The 24,782-nt window shown below is 62.7% G+C and carries 15 protein-coding genes and 1 tRNA gene; 13 read left to right on the top strand and 3 right to left on the bottom strand.

Features of this window, described 5'->3' with window-relative positions:
- Window positions 1–85 precede the first annotated feature (85 nt).
- From IF10I1_RS13570 to IF10I1_RS13545, 6 genes are read left to right on the top strand one after another with little or no spacing between them, the layout of a single operon-like run.
- Window positions 86–1,030, top strand: coding sequence for a LysR family transcriptional regulator (locus IF10I1_RS13570; RefSeq protein ID WP_186424537.1), 945 nt, complete (start codon window positions 86–88; stop codon window positions 1,028–1,030).
- Between the two features lie 56 nt (window positions 1,031–1,086).
- On the top strand, window positions 1,087–1,566 hold the full coding sequence (locus tag IF10I1_RS13565; protein WP_186424536.1) for a formate dehydrogenase subunit gamma: 480 nt from the start codon (window positions 1,087–1,089) through the stop codon (window positions 1,564–1,566).
- Entirely contained in the window at window positions 1,563–3,107 is a 1,545-nt protein-coding gene (locus IF10I1_RS13560; protein ID WP_186393244.1) for an NADH-quinone oxidoreductase subunit NuoF, read from the top strand. The genes IF10I1_RS13565 and IF10I1_RS13560 overlap by 4 nt, the downstream gene beginning before the upstream one ends.
- Window positions 3,104–5,983: a formate dehydrogenase subunit alpha gene (gene fdhF, locus IF10I1_RS13555; RefSeq protein WP_186393243.1), complete on the top strand. Its 2,880-nt coding sequence runs from the start codon at window positions 3,104–3,106 to the stop codon at window positions 5,981–5,983. Before IF10I1_RS13560 ends, fdhF begins: the two co-directional genes overlap by 4 nt.
- The gene (gene fdhD / locus IF10I1_RS13550) at window positions 5,980–6,798 is read left to right on the top strand and encodes a formate dehydrogenase accessory sulfurtransferase FdhD (RefSeq protein ID WP_186393242.1); all 819 of its coding nucleotides are present in this window, start codon (window positions 5,980–5,982) and stop codon (window positions 6,796–6,798) included. Before fdhF ends, fdhD begins: the two co-directional genes overlap by 4 nt.
- Window positions 6,788–7,003, top strand: a complete 216-nt coding sequence (locus tag IF10I1_RS13545) for a formate dehydrogenase subunit delta (protein ID WP_058899664.1) — start codon at window positions 6,788–6,790, stop codon at window positions 7,001–7,003. The genes fdhD and IF10I1_RS13545 overlap by 11 nt, the downstream gene beginning before the upstream one ends.
- Window positions 7,004–7,402: 399 nt before the next feature.
- Here the strand turns inward: IF10I1_RS13545 and IF10I1_RS13540 are convergent, their stop codons facing one another.
- Window positions 7,403–8,527, bottom strand: a complete 1,125-nt coding sequence (locus IF10I1_RS13540) for an AI-2E family transporter (RefSeq protein ID WP_186393241.1) — start codon at window positions 8,525–8,527, stop codon at window positions 7,403–7,405.
- A 390-nt stretch (window positions 8,528–8,917) separates the two neighbouring features.
- Here IF10I1_RS13540 and IF10I1_RS13535 point away from each other — a divergent pair, with 390 nt between their 5' ends.
- The 7 genes from IF10I1_RS13535 (at window position 8,918) to IF10I1_RS13505 (ending at window position 15,960) form a co-directional block, all read left to right on the top strand.
- On the top strand, window positions 8,918–9,748 hold the full coding sequence (locus tag IF10I1_RS13535; RefSeq protein ID WP_058899663.1) for a bifunctional allantoicase/(S)-ureidoglycine aminohydrolase: 831 nt from the start codon (window positions 8,918–8,920) through the stop codon (window positions 9,746–9,748).
- Between the two features lie 8 nt (window positions 9,749–9,756).
- Window positions 9,757–10,269 (top strand): ureidoglycolate lyase, encoded by a 513-nt coding sequence (locus IF10I1_RS13530; RefSeq protein ID WP_208977454.1) that lies wholly within the window; start codon window positions 9,757–9,759, stop codon window positions 10,267–10,269.
- Window positions 10,270–10,685: 416 nt separating this feature from the next.
- Entirely contained in the window at window positions 10,686–10,973 is a 288-nt protein-coding gene (locus IF10I1_RS13525) for a sel1 repeat family protein (RefSeq protein WP_208977455.1), read from the top strand.
- Between the two features lie 237 nt (window positions 10,974–11,210).
- Window positions 11,211–11,301: transfer RNA gene (locus tag IF10I1_RS13520), tRNA-Ser, on the top strand.
- 107 nt (window positions 11,302–11,408) lie between these two features.
- Entirely contained in the window at window positions 11,409–12,248 is an 840-nt protein-coding gene (locus IF10I1_RS13515) for a DUF3883 domain-containing protein (protein WP_186393240.1), read from the top strand.
- 281 nt (window positions 12,249–12,529) lie between these two features.
- A complete protein-coding gene (locus IF10I1_RS13510; protein ID WP_256387624.1) occupies window positions 12,530–14,311 on the top strand; it encodes an alpha/beta hydrolase in 1,782 nt (593 codons plus the stop codon).
- A 32-nt stretch (window positions 14,312–14,343) separates the two neighbouring features.
- Window positions 14,344–15,960: an MBL fold metallo-hydrolase gene (locus IF10I1_RS13505; protein ID WP_186393239.1), complete on the top strand. Its 1,617-nt coding sequence runs from the start codon at window positions 14,344–14,346 to the stop codon at window positions 15,958–15,960.
- Window positions 15,961–16,428: 468 nt separating this feature from the next.
- Here IF10I1_RS13505 and IF10I1_RS13500 read toward each other — a convergent pair whose 3' ends face one another.
- On the bottom strand, window positions 16,429–20,808 hold the full coding sequence (locus tag IF10I1_RS13500; protein ID WP_186393238.1) for an NACHT domain-containing NTPase: 4,380 nt from the start codon (window positions 20,806–20,808) through the stop codon (window positions 16,429–16,431).
- A complete protein-coding gene (locus IF10I1_RS13495; RefSeq protein WP_186415541.1) occupies window positions 20,795–24,730 on the bottom strand; it encodes a hypothetical protein in 3,936 nt (1,311 codons plus the stop codon). The genes IF10I1_RS13500 and IF10I1_RS13495 overlap by 14 nt, the downstream gene beginning before the upstream one ends.
- Window positions 24,731–24,782: the final 52 nt, after the last annotated feature.

Below are 24,782 nucleotides of genomic sequence, written 5' to 3'. Positions count from 1 at the left end.
TCCTGCTAGAACAGGCTGGCTGGGCGCTCTCTGCCCGGCCGGTTCCCGGAAATGGAACTGCAGTGACCCTGCCGGTAGCGGACCCATGATCGACAAGCTGGAAATGTTCATCGCCCTTGCCAACGAGCAGCACTTTGGCCGCGCCGCCGAAGTGATCGGCGTGACGCAGCCAACCCTTTCATCTGCGATGAAGCAGCTGGAAGATCAGCTGGGTGTTCAGCTTATCCATCGTGGTTCCCGGTATCAGGGGCTGACGCCGGAAGGCGAAAAGGCATTGGAATGGGCGCTGCGCATCGTCGCCGATGCCAGGGCGCTGAAGGCGGACATGCGGCAGGCGCGATCGGTCCTGTCGGGCAACCTGCGCATCGGCGTCATCCCCACGGCCCTGCCGATGGTGACGGACCTGTCCGTGCCCTTCACCGAGCGCCATCCCAATGTGCGCGTCTCCATCCTGTCGCGCACCTCTGCCGAAATCCTCGAACAGCTGGAGCGGCTGGAACTGGATGCCGGCATCACCTATCTCGACCCGCCGCCCGCCCGCCGCCTGACGGTGACCCCGCTCTACCGCGAGACCTACCGGCTGCTGTGCCGCGCCAGTTCACAGGTTGCGCGCCGGGGCTCGCTGACCTGGGCGGAGGTCGGCACCCTGCCCCTTTGCCTTCTGTCCGGCGACATGCAGAACCGGCGCATCGTGGACCGTTACCTGCAGGAGGCCGGTATCAGCTCCATGCCGATGGTGGAATCCAATTCCATCATCGTGCTCGCCTCGCATGTGATGACCGGGCGCTGGGTCTCGGTGGTGCCGGAAAAGCTCGCCGCGCATTTTCTGGACCGCAAGGACCTTGCCGCCGTGCCCATCACCGCAGACCTGCCGGAAGACACAATGCCGGGGCAGGATGTGGGCCTCGTCATCGCGCACCGCGAACCGCTGACGCCGATGCTGGCGGCTCTGCTCGATCTTGCCCGCAAGTACAATGCAGCTCTGGGAGGAGGCTGCAACGATAGAAGGTTTCAATCAGCTGACGAATAGCCGGAATTGAAGTGGGAGAAATTCCGCATAACATGCGGAATTGAGAGGAGAAACGCATGACGGCACATTTGTCTGCCGCCACGATTCGTTCCCTGACGCAGGACATCGTGACGACGCACCAGGCTCTGGAAGGGCCGCTTTTACCCATTCTCCATGCTGTGCAGGAGGCCTTCGGCTACGTGCCCCAGGACGCCCTGCCCGTGATCGCGGACAGTCTCAACCTGTCGCGTGCGGAAGTTCACGGCGTGATGAGCTTTTACCACGACTTCCGCCCGGAACCTTCGGGCCGCCACGTGCTGAAGGTCTGCCGGGCCGAGGCCTGCCAGTCCATGGGCACCGATGCACTGGCCGAAAAGCTGAAACAAAGGCTCGGTATCGACTGGCACGGCACCACGAAGGACGGTGATGTGACGCTGGAGCCGGTCTACTGCCTCGGCCTTTGCGCCCAGAGCCCGGCAGCCATGCTGGACGGCGAGCTGTTTGCCCGGCTCGATGACGAAGGCATTGACGAAATGCTGGGAGGGATCGGCAAATGAGCGTCACCGTTTTCGTCCCCCGCGATGCAGCTGCGCTGGCTGTTGGCGCGGACAAGGTCGCCGCCGCCATTGAACGGGAAGCCGCTGCCCGCAATCTCGATGTGACCATCATCCGCAACGGCTCGCGCGGCATGCTGTGGCTGGAAGTGCTGGTCGAGGTGCGAACAGAAAAGGGCCGCATGGCCTATGGCCCGGTGAAGGCCTCGGATGTGCCGTCCCTGTTCGATGCCGGGTTCCTGACCGGCGGCGCCCACCGGCTCGCCCATGGCTTCACCTCGGAAATCCCCTTCCTCAAGAGCCAGACACGCCTCACCTTCGCCCGCTGCGGCATCACCGATCCGCTGTCGCTGGAGGACTACCGCCACTACAAGGGCCTGAAGGGCCTTGAGGCGGCCGTTGCCATGGCGCCTGCCGAGATCGTGAAGCAGGTTACCGACAGCGGCCTGCGCGGGCGCGGCGGCGCAGGTTTTCCGACCGGCATCAAATGGAAGACCGTTGCTGACGCCAGGGCAGACCAGAAATACATCGTCTGCAACGCCGACGAAGGCGACAGCGGCACCTTTGCCGACCGGATGATCATGGAGGGTGATCCCTTCGTGCTGATCGAGGGCATGGCGATTGCCGCCATCGCAGTGGGCGCGACCAAGGGCTATATCTACACCCGCTCCGAATATCCGCATGCCATCGCGGTGATGCAGGAGGCGATCGAGATTGCCCGGCGCGAGGGCATTCTGGGCGGATCTGTGCTGGGCTCGCCGCATGCTTTCGACATGGAAGTGCGCGTTGGTGCGGGCGCTTATGTCTGCGGCGAGGAAACCTCGCTGCTGAACAGCCTCGAAGGCAAGCGCGGCATCGTCCGCGCCAAACCGCCGCTGCCCGCGCTGGAGGGCCTGTTCGGTAAGCCGACGGTCGTCAACAACGTCATGTCGCTCGCCTCGGTCCCGGTCATCATGGACCGCGGCGCCCAGTTCTACCGCGACTTCGGCGTCGGCCGCTCCCATGGCACCATCCCGATCCAGCTGGCCGGGAACCTGAAGCACGGCGGCCTTTACGAGACCGCCTTCGGCCTGACGCTGGGCGAACTGGTGAATGACATCGGCGGCGGCACGATCACCGGCCGCCCGGTGAAGACGGTGCAGGTGGGCGGCCCGCTTGGCGCCTATTTCCCGCAGGATCTCTTCGACACCATCTTCGACTACGAGGCCTTTGCCGCTGCCGGTGGGCTCATCGGCCATGCGGGCATCGTCGTCTTCGATGACACGGTGGACATGCTGGCGCAGGCGCGCTTTGCCATGGAATTCTGCGCCATCGAATCCTGCGGCAAGTGCACCCCCTGCCGCATCGGCGCGGTGCGCGGCGTGGAGACGGTGGACCGGATCGCCCGGGGCGATGCCGCCGCCATTCCGCTGCTCGAAAGCCTGTGCAGCACCATGAAGGCCGGGTCGCTCTGCGCCCTGGGTGGCTTCACGCCCTACCCGGTCATGAGCGCCCTGACCCATTTCCCCGCAGATTTTGACAGGATGAAGGAGGCCGCGGAATGAAGGACTCCCGTTTGCTCGACCGTGACTTCGGCACCCCCGCCGCCCGGTCCGAAAAGATGATCACCCTGACCGTCGATGGCTTCGAGGTCAGCGTGCCGGAAGGCACCTCCGTCATGCGTGCGGCATCCGAAGCGGGCATTTCCGTGCCCAAGCTCTGCGCCACCGACATGCTGGATGCCTTCGGCTCCTGCCGCCTGTGCCTTGTGGAGATCGAGGGCCGCGCCGGAACGCCGGCCTCCTGCACCACGCCGGTGGCGCCGGGCATGGTGGTGCACACCCAGACCGGCAAGCTGAAGGACCTGCGCAAGGGGGTGATGGAGCTTTACATCTCCGACCACCCGCTCGACTGCCTGACCTGCGCGGCCAATGGCGACTGCGAGCTGCAGGACATGGCCGGTGCCGTGGGCCTGCGCGATGTGCGCTATGAGGCCGTGGACACCCATTTCCGCGCCCGCAGTGCCGGGGGCGATGTCAATCCGCAGTGGCTGGCCAAGGACGAGAGCAACCCGTATTTCACCTATGATCCGTCCAAATGCATCATCTGCTCCCGCTGCGTGCGGGCCTGCGAGGAAGTTCAGGGTACTTTCGCGCTGACCATCGAGGGCCGTGGCTTTGACAGCCGCGTCTCGGCCGGCATGATGAGCGACACGTTCCTCTCTTCCGACTGCGTCTCCTGCGGTGCCTGCGTGCAGGCCTGCCCGACGGCAACGCTGCAGGAAAAGAGCGTGATCGAGATCGGCACGCCCGAGCGGGCCGTGGTCACCACCTGCGCCTATTGCGGCGTCGGCTGCTCCTTCAAGGCGGAAATGCGCGGCGACGAGCTGGTGCGCATGGTGCCCTACAAGGACGGCAAGGCCAACCGCGGCCACAGCTGCGTCAAGGGCCGCTTTGCCTGGGGCTATGCCCAGCATCAGGACCGCATCCTCAAGCCGATGATCCGCGAGGCGATCAGCGATCCCTGGCGTGAAGTCTCCTGGGACGAGGCGCTGGGCTTTGCCGCTGACCGGATGAAGGCGATCCAGGCCAAGCATGGCCGCCAGTCTGTCGGCGTCATCACCTCCTCCCGCTGCACCAATGAGGAAACCTATCTGGTGCAGAAGCTGACGCGCGCGGTGTTCCTCAACAACAACACGGACACCTGCGCCCGCGTCTGCCATTCGCCCACCGGCTACGGCCTCGGCCAGACGTTCGGAACCTCTGCAGGCACGCAGGACTTCGACAGCGTCGAGGACACGGATGTGGTCATCGTCATGGGGGCCAACCCGACGGATGGACACCCGGTCTTCGCCAGCCGCCTGAAGAAGCGCCTGCGCAAAGGTGCAAAGCTGATCGTCATCGATCCGCGCCGCATCGATCTGGTGAAGTCGCCGCATATCAAGGCCGCGCATCACCTGCAGCTGAAGCCCGGCACCAACGTGGCCGTGGTTTCGGCCATCGCCCACACCATCGTCACCGAAGGCCTGTTCGACGAGGCCTTCATCCGCGAGCGCTGTGACTGGGACGAGTTCCAGGACTATGCCGAGTTCATCTCCGATCCGCGCCACAGCCCGGAGGCAACGGCGGCCCTGACCGGCGTTCCGGCGGAGGAGCTGCGCGCTGCCGCAAGGCTTTATGCCCGCGGCGGCAACGGGGCGATCTATTACGGCCTCGGCGTCACCGAACACTCGCAGGGCTCCACCACGGTCATCGGCATCGCCAACCTTGCGATGATGACCGGCAACATCGGCCGCAAGGGCGTGGGCGTGAACCCGCTGCGCGGGCAGAACAACGTGCAGGGCTCCTGCGACATGGGCTCCTTCCCGCATGAGCTGCCCGGCTACCGCCATGTGAAGAACGACCACGTGCGCGAGATCTTCGAGAGCCTGTGGGGCGTGGAGCTGGACAAGGAGCCGGGCCTGCGCATTCCCAACATGCTGGATGCCGCCGTCGACGGCACCTTCAAGGGCCTCTACTGCCAGGGCGAGGACATTCTCCAGTCCGACCCGGACACCAAGCACGTGGCCGCAGGCCTTGCCGCCATGGACTGCGTCATCGTGCATGACCTGTTTCTCAACGAAACGGCCAGTTACGCCCATGTGTTCCTGCCCGGCTCGACCTTCCTGGAAAAGGACGGCACCTTCACCAATGCCGAGCGCCGCATCAACCGCGTGCGCAAGGTGATGGCCCCGAAGAACGGCTATGCCGACTGGGAAATCACCCAGATGCTGGCCAATGCGATGGGCGCCAACTGGACCTACACCCACCCCTCGCAGATCATGGCGGAAATCTCGCTGACGACACCGTCCTTCGCAGGCGTCACCTACGAGAAGCTGGAGGAACTTGGCTCGGTGCAGTGGCCCTGCAACGAGAAGGCCCCGGAAGGCACGCCCTTGATGCATATCGACGGCTTCGTGCGCGGCAAGGGCAAGTTCATCCGCACCGAATATGTGGCAACGGACGAGCGCACCGGCCCGCGCTTCCCGCTGCTGCTGACCACGGGCCGCATCCTCAGCCAGTATAACGTGGGTGCCCAGACCCGGCGCACCGCCAACACGGTCTGGCACGCGGAGGATCTCCTGGAGATCCACCCGCATGATGCGGAAAACCGGGGCCTCAAGGATGGCGACTGGGTGCGCCTTGCCAGCCGCTCGGGCGAGACGACCCTGCGCGCCAAGGTCACCGACCGGGTGTCGCCGGGCGTGGTCTACACCACATTCCACCATCCGGACACGCAGGCCAACGTCATCACCACCGACTTCTCGGACTGGGCCACCAACTGCCCCGAGTACAAGGTGACGGCGGTGCAGATCAGCCCGTCCAACGGCCCCTCCACCTGGCAGGAGGACTACGCCGCGCAGGCTGCCCAGTCCCGCCGCATTCTTCCGGCGGCCGAATGAGCAGGACCAGTGCCAGCATCCCGCGGCTGCGCATTTCGCGCGGCCGCGGCGGCAAGGGGGAGCGCAGGCTGCCGGCGGAAGTGCCGGTGGCCCTGTCCTACAATGGCTCCACCCATGCCGTGATGATGGCAACCCCGGCGGATCTGGAAGACTTCGCCTATGGCTTTTCGCTGAATGAAGGCATCGCGGAACCGGACGAAATCCGCGAGCTTGAGATTGCGGAAACGGAAGACGGCATCGACCTGCGCATCTGGCTGAGCGAAAGCGCAGGCACCCGCCACACTGACCGGCGGCGCACGGTCACCGGGCCGGTGGGTTGCGGGCTCTGCGGGCTCGACAGCCTGAAGGCCGCCCGCCGCCCCCTGCCCCCGGTGCCGGACACGAGGTTCGCCATGAGCGAAGCGGAGGTGCTTGCCGCCGCCGCCGGCCTCACCGCCCATCAGCCGCTGCAGGACGAGACCCGCGCCGTCCACGCGGCCGCCTTCTGGCAGGGCGGACAGATCATCGCTGCGCGTGAGGACGTTGGCCGCCACAATGCCCTCGACAAGCTGACCGGCGCGCTGCTGCGGCAGGACGCCGGCCGGAGCCGCGCCGGAGCCTTCATCATCACCTCGCGCATTTCCATCGACATGGTGCAGAAATGCGCGAGCTTCGGCGCGCCCGTGCTCATCGCCGTCTCCGCCCCGACGCTTGCCGCCGTGGACCTCGCGGAAGGCTGCGGCATCACGCTGGTGGGGCTGGTGCGGGCGGACAGTTTCGAGATTTTCACCCATCCCGACCGGATCAAGCTGCAAGAGGACGCCCATGTCGCCTGACAAGCTCGTCTACATGGCCAACCAGATCGCCAAATTCATGGAAACCAAGCCCCACGCCGAAGGTGTCGAGGGCGTTGCGTCGCATATCAATGACTTCTGGGAACCGCGCATGCGCCGCCAGTTCTTCGAAATCATCGACACCGGCGGCGAAGGCCTGCGCCCGCTGGTGCTGGAAGCTTCAGAAAAGATCAAAAGGCCGCAGTAACACCAACTCCCGATGAGCCTGACTGCGGGAGCTGGTCAAGTCCGCGCGGCGCACGAGCAATGTCGAGGCATGATGCGTCAGCATCGAAAGCCTTGGTATAAGGAAACTGCAGTTCCTGACGAGGCAGGCTGACCGGGAGATCAACCGCCTGATCCCCCTTCCATCGTCATACCGGACGAAGCGAAGCGGAGATCCGGTACCGGTGAGTCACAGTCTATAAGTTGGAATTCATTAAACCAACACCCAACCCGGCTCACCGGTCCCGGCTCGCGCTTCGCTTGGCCGGGATGACGAAGGTGAGGTTACCGGTTGGTCACCAGTTCGCTCCGGTACCACGCCCAGCTAAAGGGGGCTGATGCGCTCCGCCGAAAGACAGCAAGACATCAACCTCCGCCCCTCTCACCTCACCCGCGAGGAGACATCGATCTCCCGCTGCCATTCGCGCCACATGGCGACCAGCAGGGCCATGAGCACCGGCCCGACGAAAAGGCCGACGATGCCCATGGTCTTCCCCCCGCCGATGAGGCCGAAGAAGGTGGGCAGGAACGGCAGTTTCACCGGGCCGCCGACGAGCAGCGGGCGGATCGTCTTGTCGACGATGAAAAGCTCCGTCGTGCCCCAGATGAACAGGGCAACGCCGGCAACCGTCGATCCGCTGGCCACCAGATAGACGGAGACCAATGAGAAGGCCAAGGGCGCGCCTCCGGGGATGAGCGCCATGAAGCCGGTGATGACGCCAAGCGTCACCGGTGACGGCACCCCGGCGATGGCATAGGCAATGCCGAGAACGATGCCCTCGCCGATGGCGATCAGCGTCATGCCGGTGACGGTGGAACTGATGGTGGCGGGCACAACGCGGGACAGCCGGTCCCAGCGCTCCGGCAGGATGCGCTGGCCCACCCGGTCGATCTGCGCGGCGATCTTTTCCCCGTCCCGGTAGAGGATGAAGAGGGCGATCAGCATGAAAACCAGCGTCAGCGCCAGATGAAACGCCATGGTGCCGGCCGTCAGAATGCCCCGGTAGATGGTGCCGATATTGGCACCGCTGACAAGCTGGATGAGTTCACCGATGGCGCCCGGATGACCGATATACTTGTCCCACTGGATGGTGAGCCAGGGCCCCACCTGCGGCAGGTTGGCAATCCAGCCCGGCACCGCCTCCCCCTGCTGGTTCACCGCGATGGCCCAGCTGATCCAGGACTGGGATTCGCCCACCGCATAGACCATGGCATAAGTGACCGGCGCGACGATGAAGCCGATGATCATCAGCACCATCAGGCTTGCGGCCAGAATGCGCCCGCAAGCAAGGCGCCGCTCGATCAGCCGCAGCAGCGGCCAGCTGGCAAAGGCAATCACGGTTGCCGCCAGCACCGGCACAATGAAGCCGTGGAAGAACCAGATCGATGCCGCGAGCACGAACAGCAGCAGCCACCGTGCGGCGGCCATGTCTGTAATCAACGGGCGGCGCACACGGCCGGTCACATCCTGTGTGACGGGCACGTTTTCCTTCACTGAATGATCCATGACGGAATCGGGTCCGATCTCTTCCTGCTCCGGCGTCCCGGCCGCCCATTGCGGGCCTCGCTGCGGGCCGTTTTCCCCGCCTGCGCAATCTGCCGCCGCCTCGTGCCGGAAAGATGGCAAATCGCGGTGCCGATTGCCACCGCCATCACCCGATCGGGCCCAAAAAATCCAGGGAGTGCAAATGACTGCTCAACCTGCCGCAGACAGGCCCGCCGCATAGGCCACTCCAGCCCGTCCTTCCGCTGGGCAGCCTGCCGCCTTTTTGCGCTGAACCAGCCTTTGAATGAGGCGCCGGGGGCTCGCCAGCCTTCAGCTTTCCGGTCTAAGGTGGCGCGAAAGGCCCGCCAGGGGCCTGCCCATCTTTCATAAAACCCACCTTCGAGAGACATCATGTCCGGTTATCATGTGCCCCAGGGCGGTCTTCCGTCTCAGACGACCCTTCACACGGGCCGCGCCCTCTTCACGTCTGCCTATGCCGTCATCCCCAAAGGCGTGTTTTCCGACATCGTCACGTCCTATCTGCCCGGCTGGACGGGCTTGCGTTGCTGGATCATTGCCCGGCCGATGAGCGGCTTTTCCGAGACCTTCAGCCAGTATGTGATGGAACTGCAGCCGGGCGGCGGCTCTTCCGCGCCGGAGCCGGACGCGCAGGCGCAAGGCGTGCTGTTCGTCACCGAAGGCACGCTCAGCCTCACCGTCGATGGCACCACCCACATCATGGAGCCGGGCGGCTTTGCCTATCTGCCGCCGGAAAGCGGCTGGACGCTGACCAACCCCGGCAGCACGGCCGCCCATTTCCACTGGGTGCGCAAGGCCTATGAGGATGCCCCCGGCATTGCCCGGCCCAGGGCTTTCGTCACCAATGAAAAGCTGATCGAGCCCGTCGCCATGCCCGGCACCAATGACGCCTGGGCGACCACCCGCTTTGTCGATCCGTCAGACCTTTCCCACGACATGCATGTCAATGTGGTCACCTTCCAGCCGGGCGGGCTGATCCCCTTTGAAGAGACCCATGTCATGGAACACGGGCTCTATGTGCTGGAGGGCAAGGCCGTCTACAAGCTCAATCAGGACTGGGTGGAAGTGGAAGCGGGCGACTTCATGTGGCTGCGCGCCTTCTGCCCGCAGGCCTGTTATGCGGGCGGGCCCGGCCGTTTCCGCTACCTGCTCTACAAGGACGTGAACCGCCACGCCAAGCTCTCCGGAGTGCTTGGCCGATGACACGGGCCATGGAAACGGCATCCGGGGCCACCCTGCCCCGGATCGTCACCGAGCCGTTGACGGTAGAGGCCTTCCGTCCTTTCGGCGATGTGCTGGAGGCGGAGGGCGCGCCGGACCGGCTGATCAATCAGGGCCTGTGCGGCCGCTTTCACGACCGGGCGCGGCTAGATTTCGGACCGGACGGGCGGGCGGGACTTTCCCTCTTCAAGGCCGAACCGCGCACCCTGCCCTACCGGCTGGAGATGCTGGAGCGCCATCCGGACGGCAGCCAGGCCTTTGTGCCGATGAGCCTCACGTCCTTCCTCGTCATCACCGCAGAGGACGAGAATGGCCGCCCCGGTACGCCCCGTGCCTTCCTCACGCAGCCCGGTCAGGCCATCAACCTTTTGCGCGGCACATGGCACGGGGTGCTGACACCGCTGGAGGCCCCGGGCCTCTTTGCCGTCATCGACCGGATCGGCAGCAGCGCCAATCTGGAAGAGCACTGGCTCGGCACGCCTTTCGAGGTCACGCGCGGCTGAGCGGATACCGTCCGGCCGCACATCTGCCCCAAGCGTTTTCCAGTCTTTTCATGTCTTTCCCCGCCGCCTTCTTCCACCGTGGTGAATAAAGCGTCACCACGGTCCGGAGAAGTGTAAGCAACGGGGGCTGATTCCAAACTGTTTTCAGGCGATTCCTGCTTAAGCAGAGGTGAATTTTACATCTGGTTAGAGTCTTGTTTGAATTGCATTAAGTTAAAGTTTTAACGGCCCTTTCAGCCGCCCGCTGCAGTATTTCCCTCAAGAAGCAGGCAATCTCCGCAAAGACGGAGCCGCTTCCAGACCAAGGCACACAGAAGCCTCAAAGAGCGCCGGGCCGAAGTCATCAACAGGGACGACGACAAAACACTGCAAGGGCAGGACCTCCGCAAGGCGGGGTTTGAAGACAGGGACCGCAAATGGCACGTTTTGAAATGCATCAGGCCGACATGGCCATCATGGGCGGCACCGCCGCCTGCACCACCGCCTGCACTCCGGCCAGCATCCTCTTCCAGATGGGCCTTGATTGCGCCGCCGGCCGCACCGGCACCGCCGATCTCGTCAGCGCCCACAAGTGGTTCAATCTCGCCGCCATGAAAGGCAACACGGAAGCTGCCCGCTACCGGAAGGAAATCTCCGGCGAAATGTCCGCCGCAGACATCGCCACGGCCCAGCGCCTCGCCCGCGAATGGCTGCGCCTGCAGTGACACAGCGCACCGGACAGCGCCCTCCGGCCAAAGCGACCGGCGCACCGGCAAAGCATGATCACTCAGGTTCAAGGTGACGGGCTGACCGCCAGTTCCGCGTCAGCCCGCCCTTTTCCGCCGCTCTTGCCCCCGCAAGACACGAGTTTTCCCCAACCCGCTGAACCGCCTTCCAGAATCCACAGCCCCTTGCGCAAATCACTTGCATTCAGCGCAAGATCCTTTATCAGGGTCTCCACCGGAGAGGTGGCCGAGTGGTCGAAGGCGCTCCCCTGCTAAGGGAGTAGGCGTCAAAAGCGTCTCGTGGGTTCGAATCCCATCCTCTCCGCCACCCCCCTTTCTTTGAAGACAATTCAGGCCCATCTGTTAAACACAGACTTGAGAGCTTGCGCCCATCCTCATGATGACAATGGCCTTTTGGTTCTGTAGCCTGGCGTCATGGCGGGCGCAAACTGGACAGAGGACGAGAACAGGCTGATCGTCGCGGACTATTTCGCGATGCTTGCCGACGATTGTGCCGGGCGCCCCTACAGCAAGGCTGAACACCGGCGTGGGCTGCTGCCGTTTCTGAACGGACGCACCGAAGGCTCAGTCGAATTCAAGCACCAGAACATCAGCGCCGTCCTGAAGGGATTCGGGGAAACCTGGATCTCAGGCTACAAGCCAGCGTTCAACTTTCAGGCCTCGCTTGAAGACGCTGTGGCCGAGTGGCTCGCCAGAAATCCACACTGGACAGAGCGCAGGCAAGACGATGCTGCTGCAACCGGCGGCCTGCATGAACCCTCCGCGCTGTGGATCGGCCCCGCCCCCACCCGGAGCAATCAGCCGCCCCCGCAGGAACTGGAACAGATGCTGCGCATCGCCCGCAAGTTCGACGTGGCCGGACGGGACGAGCGGAACCGGGCACTCGGCAAGGCAGGGGAAGAATTCGTTCTGGACTATGAACGTTTCACGCTGCGCGCCGCCGGACGAACTGATTTGGCGCGGAAAGTACGCTGGACCTCTCAGGAGGATGGCGACGGCGCAGGCTATGATATCGGCAGTTTCCAGCCGGATGGCCGCCTGCGGCTGATCGAGGTGAAGACCACCAACGGCTGGGAGCGCACGCCCTTCCACATCTCCCGCAACGAACTGGACGTTGCCAATGAGCGGCGGGACGAGTGGTGCCTGATGCGGCTTTGGAATTTCTCACGCGAGCCTAAAGCCTTTGAACTCCATCCGCCCCTTGAGGCCCATGTCTCTCTGACCGCAACCGCCTTTCAGGCGAGCTTTCAGTGAGACTGCAGACAGGCTTGCGGAGCCTCACCGCCGCGGCCGGCCCTCGCACATCCTGATTTCAGGAGCCTGCGCAAATCAGGTGACAGCCTCTCCTTTGCTCTGGATCAACGTCCGGACAGACAGCATGGGCTATCTTGTTCGAACCAGAGCCGGATCGTCCCGCGCAGAAGCGAAACCTGAACGTCACTGCACAGCGGGAGGGCGGATTGCTCATTATCCCCGTGGATGGCTTCCTGATGACCGATAGGCCTGTATCAACACCACCGGCATCCCTGGCACCGATGCCGCCATACCCTGCCCCGGGTGCCCGTGCTGCTGCCCCTGCCCTGCGGCATGGCGCCGGGACGCCAGAGCACCCGCATCAGAACCTGGACCGGGGCGTGCGGGCCGCATTTGCCCGGCTGAGCGCAGGCGTTTCGCTGCATGCCTTCATCGAGGCCAGCACCGACTGGGCGTTTCACATGAGCGAGTCGCCGGGACGGCAGCTGGAACTGGCCGAACGCGCCATGCAGAACGCCATGAAGCTCATGACCCTTGCATCCAAGGCGGGTCTTGGCAGCCCGCTGCCCTTCGCCCCCAAGCCTTACGATCACCGCTTCAGGCATCCCGGATGGCAGGCTCCGCCGTTCCTTCTCTGGCAGCAGGGTTTCCTTGCCATTCAGGACTGGTGGGACCACGCGACGGATCATCTGCGCGGCCTCCGGCCTGAAAATGCCGACCGCACCCGGTTCATGGCCCGTCAGATACTGGACACAATGGCTCCGTCGAATTTTCCGGCCCTGAACCCGGAGATCATCGAGGCCTTTCTGGCCAGCGGGGGACGCAACCTGACCGATGGCGCCGCGCATTTCTTGCAGGACATGGTGAAGACCCTCACACAAACCCATGATCCCGCACCGGAAGGTTTCCGGATCGGAGAGGATCTGGCCTGCACCCCGGGCAAGGTGGTGTTCCGCAATGATCTGTTCGAACTGATCCAGTATGACGCGCAGACGGCAGAAACAATGGCCGAGCCTATCCTGATCGTGCCGGCCTGGATCATGAAATATTACATCCTCGATCTGTCGCCCCACAATTCGATGGTCAACTATCTTGTCCGGCAGGGCTTTACCGTCTTCATCATCTCGTGGTGCAACCCGACCGCAGAACAGGCCGGTCTTTCGCTTGAGGATTACCGTACGGCGGGTGTCATGGCGGCGCTGGATGCCGTGGGCCGGATCGTGCCCGGCAGCAAGATCCATGCAGCCGGCTACTGCCTGGGCGGAACGATGCTGGCCATCGCCGCAGCAACGATGGCCCGCAATGGCGATGACCGGCTGGCAAGCATCACACTGATGGCCGCACAGGTCGACTTCGCCGAGGCAGGCGAGCTGCTGCTCTTCGCGGATGAAAGTCAGGTGGCTTTCCTTGAGGACATGATGTGGGATCAGGGCTATCTCGACCGGCCGCAGATGGCCCGGACCTTTTCCACCATCCGCTCCGAGGACCTGATCTGGTCGAGGGCCGTGCGGCGCTACTTCCTGGGTCAGGAGGAACTGCCCACCGACATGGGCGTCTGGGTGGCCGACACGACACGGATGCCTGCGAAGATGCACGGGCAGTATCTGCGTGGCCTGTTTCTGGAGAACCGGCTGACAGCCGGGCGCTTTGCTGTCGAGGGCCGGGTGATCGCCCTGAAGGACATTTCCACCCCGATGTTTGCCGTCGCGACAGAGACCGACCACATCGCGCCCTGGAGGTCGGTTTACAAGACTAAGCTGTTCACCGATTGCGACCTGGTCTTCGTACTGGCCAGCGGCGGCCACAACAGCGGCATTGTCAACGAGCCAAGTGACCGCCGCAGTCACTACCGCCTGACCCACCGTCCGGCCGGAGGCCTCTACACCGGGCCTGATGACTGGATCGCCGGTGCCTCCCCGCAGGATGGCTCATGGTGGCCGGCATGGAAGGACTGGCTGCGGGAAAAGAGCAGCGGTTCACGGCAGGCGCCTGCCACCGGCGCACCGGCAAATGGCCTGCCGCCGCTTGACCCGGCACCGGGCCGGTATGTCTTGCAGATGTGACAGTGCCCGCAGGAGCAGGAAAGGAACGTCCGATGAACCCTCCCCGCCTGACCTTCCACGGTGCCGCCGGGAGCGTCACCGGATCGTGCTTCCGGCTTGAAACGGACCACGGCCAGATCCTGATCGACTGTGGCATGTTTCAGGGATCAAAAACGGAAAAGGAGCTGAACTACCGCCCTTTCCCTTTCGCTCCGGACCGCATTGCAGCCGTGATCCTCAGCCATGCCCATATCGACCATTCGGGCCTGCTGCCGAAACTGGTGCGCCATGGCTTCACCGGACCCATCCACGCAACACCTGCAACGATCGGCCTCGCCGGTGTCATGCTGCCTGACAGTGCGCATATCCAGGAGATGGAGGTCGAGCAATTCAATCGCAGGGCCGCACGCCGGAACCGGGGCCGGATCAAGCCGATTTACGACACCAGTGATGCCGAGGCATGCCTCCGCCTGTTTCAGCCGCATCGATTGAACGAATGGTTCCCGGTCATCTCCGGCCTGCGTGCGAGATTATGGAATGCGGGACATCTGCTCGGCTCGGCATCGGTGGAGATCGAGATCAGCGGGGACAATGGCAGTCCGCCGCTGAAAATTCTGATCTCGGGCGATATCGGGCCGGATTGCAAGCTGATGCATGCCGACCCGGAGGGGCCGGCAGGCGTGGATTACCTGATCTGCGAATCCACCTATGGCGATGAAGACCGGCCCGAAGCCACACCTGCGTCCCGGCGCCTCCTGCTGCGGGACGAGGTGCGTGCCGCAATGCATCCGGATGGGGTACTGCTGATCCCCTCCTTCGCCGTGGAGCGCACGCAGGAACTCATCAGCGACATCGGGCAGCTGATCGCCGAGGGCGAGCTTCCGGACATTCCGGTCTTTGTGGACAGCCCTCTTGCAAGCAAGGCAACACGGATATTTGCCAATCATCACCGCGAACTCGAGGAGGGGGCGGACCTGATGCGCGGCCTGAGGGCCGCCAACCTGCATTTCACGGAAACCCGCGAAGAAAGCATGGCGCTGGATGGTGTCCGGGGCTTTCACATCATCATCGCCGCCTCCGGCATGTGCGAGGCCGGGCGCATCCGCCACCGGCTGAAGAACTGGCTCTGGCGAAGCACCGCAACAGTCCTCTTTACCGGCTATCAGGCGGAAGGCACGCTGGGGCGCATTCTACAGAGCGGGGCACAGGTGGTCCGCATCCAGGGCGAGGAATTCAGTGTACATGCCCGGATCCGGTCGCTTGACCTCTACTCCGGGCACGCAGACCGCACGGAACTGGTGGACTGGATCAAGGCGCGGCTGCCGCTGACCCATGAGCTGTTTCTTGTCCATGGCGAGCCGGAGGCCCGCGAAAGCCTCGCAGCGGGCCTGAACGGGATTGTCAGCCCCGGCAGAATCCTGCAGCCCGAACTGGACGAAGCCTTCGACCTGACGGGCACGGGCGCACACCGGGCCGCAAGCCCCGGCCATCCGCGGCTGCCGGCCGGAAAGGTGGCAAGGCTGGACTGGCACAATGACGTCTCGCGCCTGATCCTTGATATCAACGATGCATTGGCCGCAAGCCCGAGCGAGAAGCAGAGAGCCGTCATGATCCGGCGGCTGCGCTCCGCACTCGAGGGCCCGGACGAAAAACCGCACACCGGAGCGTGACGGCGCATCATGTCCGGACGGCGAACGGAAGTGCGGCCCCATCGTTCGCTCCGGAAAACATGCCATCCGGCTCGGGCCTGGCTTCGACAGGCGCATCCTGCGTCATGGCCAGCGCATTCCCGGGAAGAGTGCGGAACAGGATCACAAAAGCGTCTCGCGGGTTCGAATCCCATCCCTTCCGCCAGACACCGCCAATTACCGCACAAATAATCCAACCATATCTTTTGTTATCAGATAGATAGCACCTTTCTGAGCAATTGCGCTTCGGGCTGGGGTTCGCGCACGCCTTGCCATGCAGGATGTCCCTTCGTCACAACTGCCGATCATACGCCATAGCGCGCTTCGCTTCTGCTCGGCATGACCGGATTGGGGCCGTGAACGGACGGTGACTTTGCGATAGGAGAGGCGGAATGCAGACGCACGCTTGCCTTCGGGCCGACATTTCGCCCGGATCGTTCGCCTACCGAATCAGCTCCCGTCCTCGGCGTCGGGATCAGGCGTCAAGATCGGCCAAGGGCGCCCTGACGCAAGATCGGGATGGCGTGGTTCCGGTTCTGGCGCACCGTACTCGTCCCGGAGCTTGTCTATGAGGTTGAGACAGCGGGCGGCGGGGTCATCCTTGCCGCCACTGCCCGTCATCGACAGCAGCTTCCGGCGCAGCTCGACAGCCGGGACGGGCACGACATTGTAAGCACCTTCCCAGTTCTCTGCCGGGACCTGCTGCGTGACGGCGCTTTGGATCGCTTGCCACGCCATGAACGAGCGTCCGGTTTTTATCTCAAAATCGATCAGCATCAGTACGCCGTCCGTACCAGGGTCTTCGGCAACTGCGCTGGCTAGCAAGGCAAGTTGCTTCGTTGTCGGCCCATCCTTCAGGAGGTCGTAGACGTAGGCGCGCACCTCTGGGAACTCCGAAATTAAGCCGCCCAGTTCGCGCTGCCAACGCCACCCATCGTATGACTTGCCGTCGAGCGCACCGCTGAGGGTCAAATCAACAAGGCGGCGCGCGGCGGATACGGTGCCGAACCTCAAGGCGGTCGCGCGCCACTGATGGTTCTGGTAGAGACGCGGGTCTTCTTCTGCGAGCGTGAAAGTCACGCCTTCTGCGTCGTCCGAGGACGAACTGCTGAGTCCGCCGACCATCTCTTCGAGCATTCGTGGATCGCGCTGCGCGTCCGGCATGCCGCGCACGATGGCGGGCAGATCGGTAACTGGCGTGCCAAACGGCAAAAGACGCAACCAATCTCGTAGCTGATAGGCGTCGCTCTGTGTCAGAATCCAAGGCTCCTTCTTGGCCGCTTCGAAGGTCTCAGCGATACCGTCGGCAACGAGCTTGATGTCGATGTCCTCCCCTGAGAGGACCATCGACAACAGCAAATCTGCGCGAGCCTGTCTTGGTGCGAGAGAAATGAGTTTCTGGATCGTCAGGTCACGCTGGCCGTGCGGGAGACGTGCTCCGACCCTGCCGAGCGCAACCGCTAGCTTCAGTTGCGCATCCGTCGCACCCTCGACAACCAACTTGTCGATTGCACTGAAGATCGCTTCCGCCTCGGCCGAGGACATGGTGGGATCCGCCGCGCGAGCCTCGCGGCGGGGTTGCACGCCCGAGAAATCTACGCTGCTGCGGAACTTCTTGTCGTTCTCGGGCTCGTTCGCCTTGATCCACTGGACGAGCAGCACTCGCGCCGCCAACTCGCCAAAATGCTCATCCGTCAGGTATTCGCGCATCAGCGCAGCGGTCTCCGGCGCATTGATCGAAAAAAACGCGCGTTGATACTCGTGCATGTGCGGGTGTTGCGCTTCGTGTACAGCGTCGCGATCCCTCCAGCCGCTCGCGGCCGCTCTTTCGCGGAAAGCCCGGTAGCGACGCAAGTTATCGTCGAGCAATCTCTTCAAGAGTGGAAGATGCGCGACGGACGGTGCGTGGCTCATCATCGTTGCGATGGTAGCCACTCGCCAGCGCTTCTCATCCCCAGCGGCGAGCATGCGCTCAGCCCATTCGCGCGCCAGCACTCCGATTGCGGCCAAGCCTTCTTCATTAAAGGGTCGCGCTTGCTCTTCGTCGCCGTAGGTCTCGCGTGAAAACAGCTCGGCCAGTTGCGCGGTTTCCTCATTGTCGGCGTTTGCCGCCCGCGCCTGAACGGCGGCCACCAAACTTGCGCCCGGCGTGTGGCCGATACGTGCGCGCAGATCGCGATAGCGATCACCCGCCGCCTGGTTGTACTTCCCGCTGGCGTCGCGCACGACTTTCCCAGCGGCAAGATACGCGTCGATCAGCCGACCAACAGCGTTTGGTCCCAGCACTGAAGCGGCGGCCTCGGCGCGATCGTCATGGCGGCTTGTTTCTTCGAGGGCGATCCCGAGCAGCGCGTCGTCCTCAAGGGCAAACCCGGCGGCCGCGAGAATATTGTCCGCGCCGTAGAAGAGTTCGCGGTGCCCGCGTACGCGTCGCAGCAGCCCGTAAGCGAAAGCCTCCGGATATCGCTTTCGCACTTCGTACAACAGGTGTATTTCGCCATCGCGTTTCCGGTCGATCTCCATTTCGGCAATGATCTCAGTGACCTCGGTATCGCGGTCATCTCCGACTGGCGCGTGAACGAGCGTGCGCAGGCGCTGAAAGTGCGAAATGCCAGCAACCTTGCGCCGTTCGCGCGCTCGCTGGAGTTCCTGCTGGACGGCTTCGACTGCAATGTCGTCGAGGTGACCCTTTTCGGCGAGGACGTCGTAGGTCGCGTCGCCCGCGTCAGCGAGCAAGTCGGCGACGTGGCGATCCGCCCGTCGAAATGAGAGCGCATCGACCACTGTCGCCTTCACGTCCGGATCGCTGTCAGTCTTCGCGATTGCGGTCGCAAGGTCGAGGCCGTCGATCCCGCCATGCAATGCGATTTCATGCAGTACGTTCTTGCGGATTTCCGGTGGCAATGCTGCGATGCGCGCCGGCGCGTCGTTCCCAAGCACGGATGGGCGGAATCGCTTCGCCGCCCGGAGGGCGGGCAGATGCACTTGGGTGTTTGCGTGCGAAATAAGCGGCCAAAGAAGATCGGCGAATTCCAGCCTGCCCGACGCGATCATGAAACGCACGGCGCGATCCACCTTGCCTGGCGCGTGCCACTGCTCAGCAAGATCCCGCATTTCGGTGCCGATCGGTGCCCATACCTCCTCGGTGGCGCGGAAGATCATCTCGCCCGCGAAGACAGGATCGACGTCAAATGCTGCGCGGATGGCGGCGCTGCATGCGGCCTTATGTGCGGCGTCGCCGCGCGCGCTCCGTTCGACAGCGAACAGGATAGCTTCTTCCCACGGGCGCTGGTCGAGCACGTCGGCCTTCAATTTCTCGCGTTCTGCCGGGTCGTTGGCGGCCTGTAGCATTAGTCGCTCGACGTAGTGCGAGGCGTACCATTCTTGAAATTGCTGGTGCTGGAACGAATAGCCCGGCGTGTCGCCGGAGCGCGTCAGAACGTGATTGCTGACAAGCGTGTCGAGCAGCGTGTCGGGTTGTGTGGTGATGGTGATCTGCCCATCGGTCATCAGGACCCGCGCGGTCTCGGCAACCGATTTGCGCGCGTTGCTGTCCGTGATCGCCGTGTTGGCCGTTGTCGTGGCGAACACGGCGAGGTCATCCAAATAGTACTGCTGGAAGCCGAGGGCCACGGCATGAAGCGCCGCCGCACGGCGGGCTTCCTGCTCGTGCGCGGCAACGAAGCGCCGTAACACTTCTTCCTTTGTGGTCGGAAAAGGCGCGCCGTCTGGCAGCAACAGCAGTGCCGTGAGATAGAGAGGGATGGTCACAAGATCCCGGACGCCCGCTGTCCGCCAGGCTTGATCTACGAGCTGTGCGCCATCCTCGCCGCGCATGGCGCGCGCAATCTCCATTTGCTGCTCGTCGTCGAGCGGCAGCAAATCGACCCGCGTCCCACCGAAAGGAATGTCGAGAGCCTGCCTGCGCGTGGAAATGACAAGACCAAGCTCCGGCAATTCAGTCTTGAGGGCCGTGATTTGCACGCGCGCGCGTTCGCGTGAGGCGGGATCCAGTTCGTTCCAGCCGTCAAGAAGTAGCACGACGCCGGGGGGCGTCGCGACGGCGCGGAAATCCTGCTCGGAAATTCCGTTGAACGCAGGGCGCTTCAGGATGGATACGAGCAACGCGTCGCCTTCGGTGGCCCAATCTCCCAACGGCACGATAAGCGGCGTGCCATTGCCGATTTCCAACAGACCGTCGGCGACCTGAAAAAGAGTTGTCGTCTTTCCCATTCCGGGTGCCGCGACAAGGATGAGGTCATCCAGTGTGGTCACCGCGTTGGCAAGCGCGCGCGTACTAAGCGCCTCGTCCACATGCTTCACCTTTAATGTCAGCATGAGCGCCACGTTTGTTCCCGGCCATTTGGGTATTCGACGAAAGACGGCCAAATCTGCAGCGGCAGCTTTTTGAAAGCGTGCACTGATCTCCGCAACCGTCGGCGGCATGGTCGGGCCGAAGAGCAGCTTGTCGATAACGCTGCGCCACATGTCCTCAGAGTGCTTCTGCTTCCAAGAGTGCAGAAATGCATCGGTGAAAATGGGATCATCTGAATCAATTGCCTTTGCACAGTCTTGGCAAAGCCAAATCCCGTTTTCATGCGATTTCCGTTGGTCGGGCGTCATATCGGCGCGATAGCGGCGTGCACCAACTCCGGGGGCTGCAGCGCAGATATGAGCGGCAACTCCAATATTCATTTCCTTTGAGCCATCGCTGGTCGGCGCTGACGTCAGCTTCCTGCAACTAGGATTGCTACAATGATACCGGGCTTGCTTCGCAAGGCGATTCTTGGTTGCCTGAGTGAAGTCGTCCCTATTGTTACTCTTGGTCATCGACGATCTGCTCGGATTCGGTCGTGTGAACACGTTTGATAGTTTGCCCGTCGATGGACATTTCGCCGATCTCGGCTGACATCAAAAGCAGAGACACATATCCCGCCGCCTCGGCGATATTGCTTGAAGCCCCGCCAATCGCAGCCTGCGCTTCAGCGGCGAAGTCAACGTCCCCAGTTCGCAGATGCTCGGTCAATTCGAACACATCCGATTGCAGGGCTTGGTCAAAAGCATTGAGCCGTCGGGTCAGTTCCTCGTACTTTCTTGTGAAGGCGGCCTCCAAGCTCCGACGGGCAACAATCTCTTCTTCGGGACGAGTCTCATTGCCAAGGCATTTTTGATCCATTGCTCCAAGTTCGCCGGCAAGGTTCAGCACCTCCCCAAACATGCTTGCCATAGCAGATGGGGCTTGTGGCAATCCGAGTTGTTCAGCCCAGAAGGCAGCGCCTTCCACGTCAGGAAGGAGGGTCTGGTAACCAGACTTTGCGAGCGCCGGGAACGCGACACCCTCAATGTTAGGCATGATCGTCAGGTGGATAGATGAGTCCACCAACGACCGCACGAGTTCGGCTTGTTCAGCGAGCGTGACCACCGCATCTGCAATGTCGGACGCGGGTAACAACGAGAGAACATCTACTGGCGGCCACGGTAAAATACCCTTGGCATTAACGCGAAGATGGAACTGTGCGGCGACCCCGGCTTCCTCTGCCAGGCGCTCAATTTCTGCCTTTCGCTGAGCTAGTCGTGTTTCTCCGGCAGCTTTGGCAGAGAGGGATACGAGCCGAACGGAGTTGCCTACTCGCGCACCTTTGCCTCGTGCCGCCCAAGTTACCGCTGGCGCTTGCTTCCTTTCATGGGCTTCTCCCGCCAGAAGTCGCAACGTCTCCAATAGCGTCTTGAGACGAGCAAGCATTGGCGGAGGACCGTCGGCGATGAGCTGCCAAGGCTCTTCGGCAATTGCAGTGTCGACATCGGCGATGAGATCGCTCAGCCAGGCAATGTATGCGCCAGCTTGGTCGGGCAGTATCGCAAACCTCTTGACAAGATTGACGCTTGCGCTGTGCAGGAGGTTTTGAAATTTGGTGACGGCGGTATTGGCCTCTCCGCTTCCCGCACCCGACGCTTCCAATGACGAAACAGCGGGGGGTGTCAGCGCTTCAGTTTCAGCATTAAGCGCATTCAGTCTGTCGGCGAGATTGCCGAGTGCATCCTTTCCTCGAAAATGCGCGTCGAAGATCTTCTCCAACGTCGGCACAAGCGCCTCGAGAATGGCCACGCCTCTTGCAAGATAGTCGCTATAGCTCGGAGCGGCGACGCGGCGGGAAATCAGATCACCCCACCGCCGATTCCACTGAGGAACTGAGCGTGGGGGAAGATTTTCTCGGGGAATCCGCTTTGTTGCGAGCGGCAGTTGGGCAAGGCCAGCCAACTCGCCGCTTGCCGTAATGGCGTTGGCCTCCGCAATGTCCGCCGACGGACACAGGGCTAAGATTAACTCGCACAAACTCACAACTGCTTCATGCGGATTTTCCTGTACGGAGCCCGCAACGTACCAAAGATCGCAACGGACGATCACTCCATCATCGGCGCTTTTGATTGTTACAGGGCCGGCCCAAGCCGTCTCTGCCTGAACCCGTGCGAACAACGCCTCTTGCCCGACCTCAGCGATCCAGTGACTGGCGATCTCACGATCCAGGGCGGAGAGTGTCCCCATCACCGACCCCACAAGATGTAGATCGGCGTTCAACAGCTCTTCTGGAGCATGCACGAGGCTGGTCCGTACCATGGCTGGTAAAGGCATTCCGACCAAGGCCGAGAGAATCTCATCAAGGCTCGTGAGGTCCGCTGTCTCGATTAGAGCAGACAAGGCAGAGGGTGACATACGCTCCATCAGCAGGCGGCGAGGGTCATCTTCCGGCGAACCTTTGATCTGCGAAAGTCGATTCGCCGCAGCTTGGACCTCCGGGATGATGCTGAGACTACTCAGATCAATACCCGCGATCCCGAACATTGCGGCGCTTCCGATTTGCGTTCGCGGCAGCGCACGCGCTTCAGGCGTGTCCAGCCATTCGTCGACGCCCGAAGACACGCGGCCCGAACCCAGACCCCGGAGCGCTGAAGCCAACGCCCGCGCATCCTGTTCGCCCTCCAAGCGGGCAATCAAGCCATTGAGCACCGCCGAAACAGGTAAGCGCCGCGCAGATAGCGTGTCCGCGACCAAGGCCCCGAGATCGGTGGCGTGCACACTTGCGATCGTCCGTTCGAAACTCGTTTCGAGGGTCGGCAATGTCGTCTGGTGTGTGAGCTGCAGCAACTCTTCCGATCGAAGCTGGTGCAGACCGGTGACCGCGCCCGGAGCAGGTGAGCGGACCAGATGTTCCTTGATGAGGCGCTGTAAGGCGCGTGACAGATCGGCCTCACTGACCGAGAGCGCGCGCGCCAAACGCGATGCATCGACTTCGGCACTCGCTACGCCTGCCCAAGCGCCAGATCGCAGAATATCCAGTTCAAGAGAACGGTTCGGATCTGAAACTCTGGCCGCGACTTGATCGGCGAGGAGATCGTGCATCCTTTGTCCGCGTGTCAGGATATGGACATATTCAAGAAGAAGACCATTGCTCATCTTCCACGGCTCGCGCCAACCCGCCCAGTTCGTCTTTTCAGTGTCGTGCAGTTCTCGCCAGAGCCGTTCGGCGAGTTCATCATCGGGATCGGCGCGTATTTCGGCTGCCCGGGCTCGCTCGGCAATCAGCGTGACATCTTCTTCCCGGACCGAGCCCAGCAGGACGACGCCGGGCCCAGACATTACCTGTTTGAGCAAGGCGCCCCAGCTCTCCGGTCCGTTCCGGCCGACATCATCCATGACGAAACCCAAGGGGCTGTCTTCTGAAGCGCGAAACGTCCGGACCAACTGGCGCAGAGATGGAATATCCGCCGCACTCAGACGACGGATACGAAACCACCGCACCGTATGGCGCAATGTGTTGGCGGCCTCCCACATTAAAGCGGATTTTCCGGCCCCTGACGGTCCGACGATCAACGCGGCCCGGCGTTGTTCAATACCTTGCACCAACGCCGATCTGCTTCGGGGGCGTTCAGCCACCAAACCTGCCGCGATGTGACCGGGTTCCACATCAACCCCAAGATAGAAGTTCGGATCGTTGAGAGGTGTGAGGAAATCGACCGGCTCACAGACGCCATCCATCAGGGCGCGTTCGATCGCGTCAACGTCGATAGCGGCCAAGACATCTCGGATTGCCGTTTCAGTGTCAGAGATCGAAACGCCACGATAATTCTTCGGAGTCAACCGGCCATTGGCGTCTGCCAAAGAGCCCACGCGAACAAGCAGTTCGGCAAAGCACATCTGGGCCGCAATCGGGGTGCAGTTCAACCGATCTACGATTAGGCTGATCCCCCGTTCCTGCGGTGAGGTCGCCACGATAATCGATGTTCTTGGGAGAAGATCAGAGGCCCCACTGAACTTTGCAAGTCTGGTGCCGATCGGACCTTCGATTGGGCGGACTGCGGGGTCGTCGAGGGGACTGAGGCCCGCCACCTCCCGCTCAAGAACGAGTTCCAGTCGCTGCGGCCGCAGTGCGGAGCCAAGTGACCGGTTCCACAGATCCTGAATGTGTCCGACCGTCTCGCCTTCTGTATAGTCCCCAAGGTGTTCCCGCCGGCTCTTGACCTGAACAAAGCTCGTTGCTTCGCCACGCAACTCAATATCGTCACCACCTTCCGGGATCACGATGGCGGGCGCTCGCTGACCGGCCCATATTTCCACCGCCAACCAAGCGGACACGGCGTCTTGGTAGCGAAAGCCGCGTCCTGCGTTGGAGCCGGCCCTAGACGCACCCTTGGCCGGTTTAGACGCCAGCTTTGGGTCGCGACTCCGCTTGTTGTGTTCAGGCTTCTTATCCAAGTATTCGATCCCTAGCGCAAACTCGGCGTGCCGCGACTACGCGCCGGGTTGA

It is taken from the genome of Pannonibacter sp. I15F10I1, from assembly GCF_900185665.1.
Lineage (GTDB): Bacteria > Pseudomonadota > Alphaproteobacteria > Rhizobiales > Stappiaceae > Pannonibacter > Pannonibacter indicus.
This window is presented reverse-complemented; position numbering and strand designations above follow the sequence as displayed.

What these genes read in the sequence shown, in the direction of transcription:
- IF10I1_RS13535 (WP_058899663.1), top strand. Translation starts at nt 8,918, where the DNA reads ATGTCCGGTTATCATGTGCCCCAGGGCGGTCTTCCGTCTCAGACGACC.
- fdhD (WP_186393242.1), top strand. Translation starts at nt 5,980, where the DNA reads ATGAGCAGGACCAGTGCCAGCATCCCGCGGCTGCGCATTTCGCGCGGC.
- IF10I1_RS13510 (WP_256387624.1), top strand. Translation starts at nt 12,530, where the DNA reads ATGCCGCCATACCCTGCCCCGGGTGCCCGTGCTGCTGCCCCTGCCCTG.
- IF10I1_RS13500 (WP_186393238.1), bottom strand. Translation starts at nt 20,808, where the DNA reads ATGACCAAGAGTAACAATAGGGACGACTTCACTCAGGCAACCAAGAAT.
- IF10I1_RS13505 (WP_186393239.1), top strand. Translation starts at nt 14,344, where the DNA reads ATGAACCCTCCCCGCCTGACCTTCCACGGTGCCGCCGGGAGCGTCACC.
- IF10I1_RS13565 (WP_186424536.1), top strand. Translation starts at nt 1,087, where the DNA reads ATGACGGCACATTTGTCTGCCGCCACGATTCGTTCCCTGACGCAGGAC.
- IF10I1_RS13530 (WP_208977454.1), top strand. Translation starts at nt 9,757, where the DNA reads ATGGAAACGGCATCCGGGGCCACCCTGCCCCGGATCGTCACCGAGCCG.
- IF10I1_RS13525 (WP_208977455.1), top strand. Translation starts at nt 10,686, where the DNA reads ATGGCACGTTTTGAAATGCATCAGGCCGACATGGCCATCATGGGCGGC.
- IF10I1_RS13560 (WP_186393244.1), top strand. Translation starts at nt 1,563, where the DNA reads ATGAGCGTCACCGTTTTCGTCCCCCGCGATGCAGCTGCGCTGGCTGTT.
- IF10I1_RS13545 (WP_058899664.1), top strand. Translation starts at nt 6,788, where the DNA reads ATGTCGCCTGACAAGCTCGTCTACATGGCCAACCAGATCGCCAAATTC.
- IF10I1_RS13540 (WP_186393241.1), bottom strand. Translation starts at nt 8,527, where the DNA reads ATGGATCATTCAGTGAAGGAAAACGTGCCCGTCACACAGGATGTGACC.
- IF10I1_RS13515 (WP_186393240.1), top strand. Translation starts at nt 11,409, where the DNA reads ATGGCGGGCGCAAACTGGACAGAGGACGAGAACAGGCTGATCGTCGCG.
- IF10I1_RS13570 (WP_186424537.1), top strand. Translation starts at nt 86, where the DNA reads ATGATCGACAAGCTGGAAATGTTCATCGCCCTTGCCAACGAGCAGCAC.
- fdhF (WP_186393243.1), top strand. Translation starts at nt 3,104, where the DNA reads ATGAAGGACTCCCGTTTGCTCGACCGTGACTTCGGCACCCCCGCCGCC.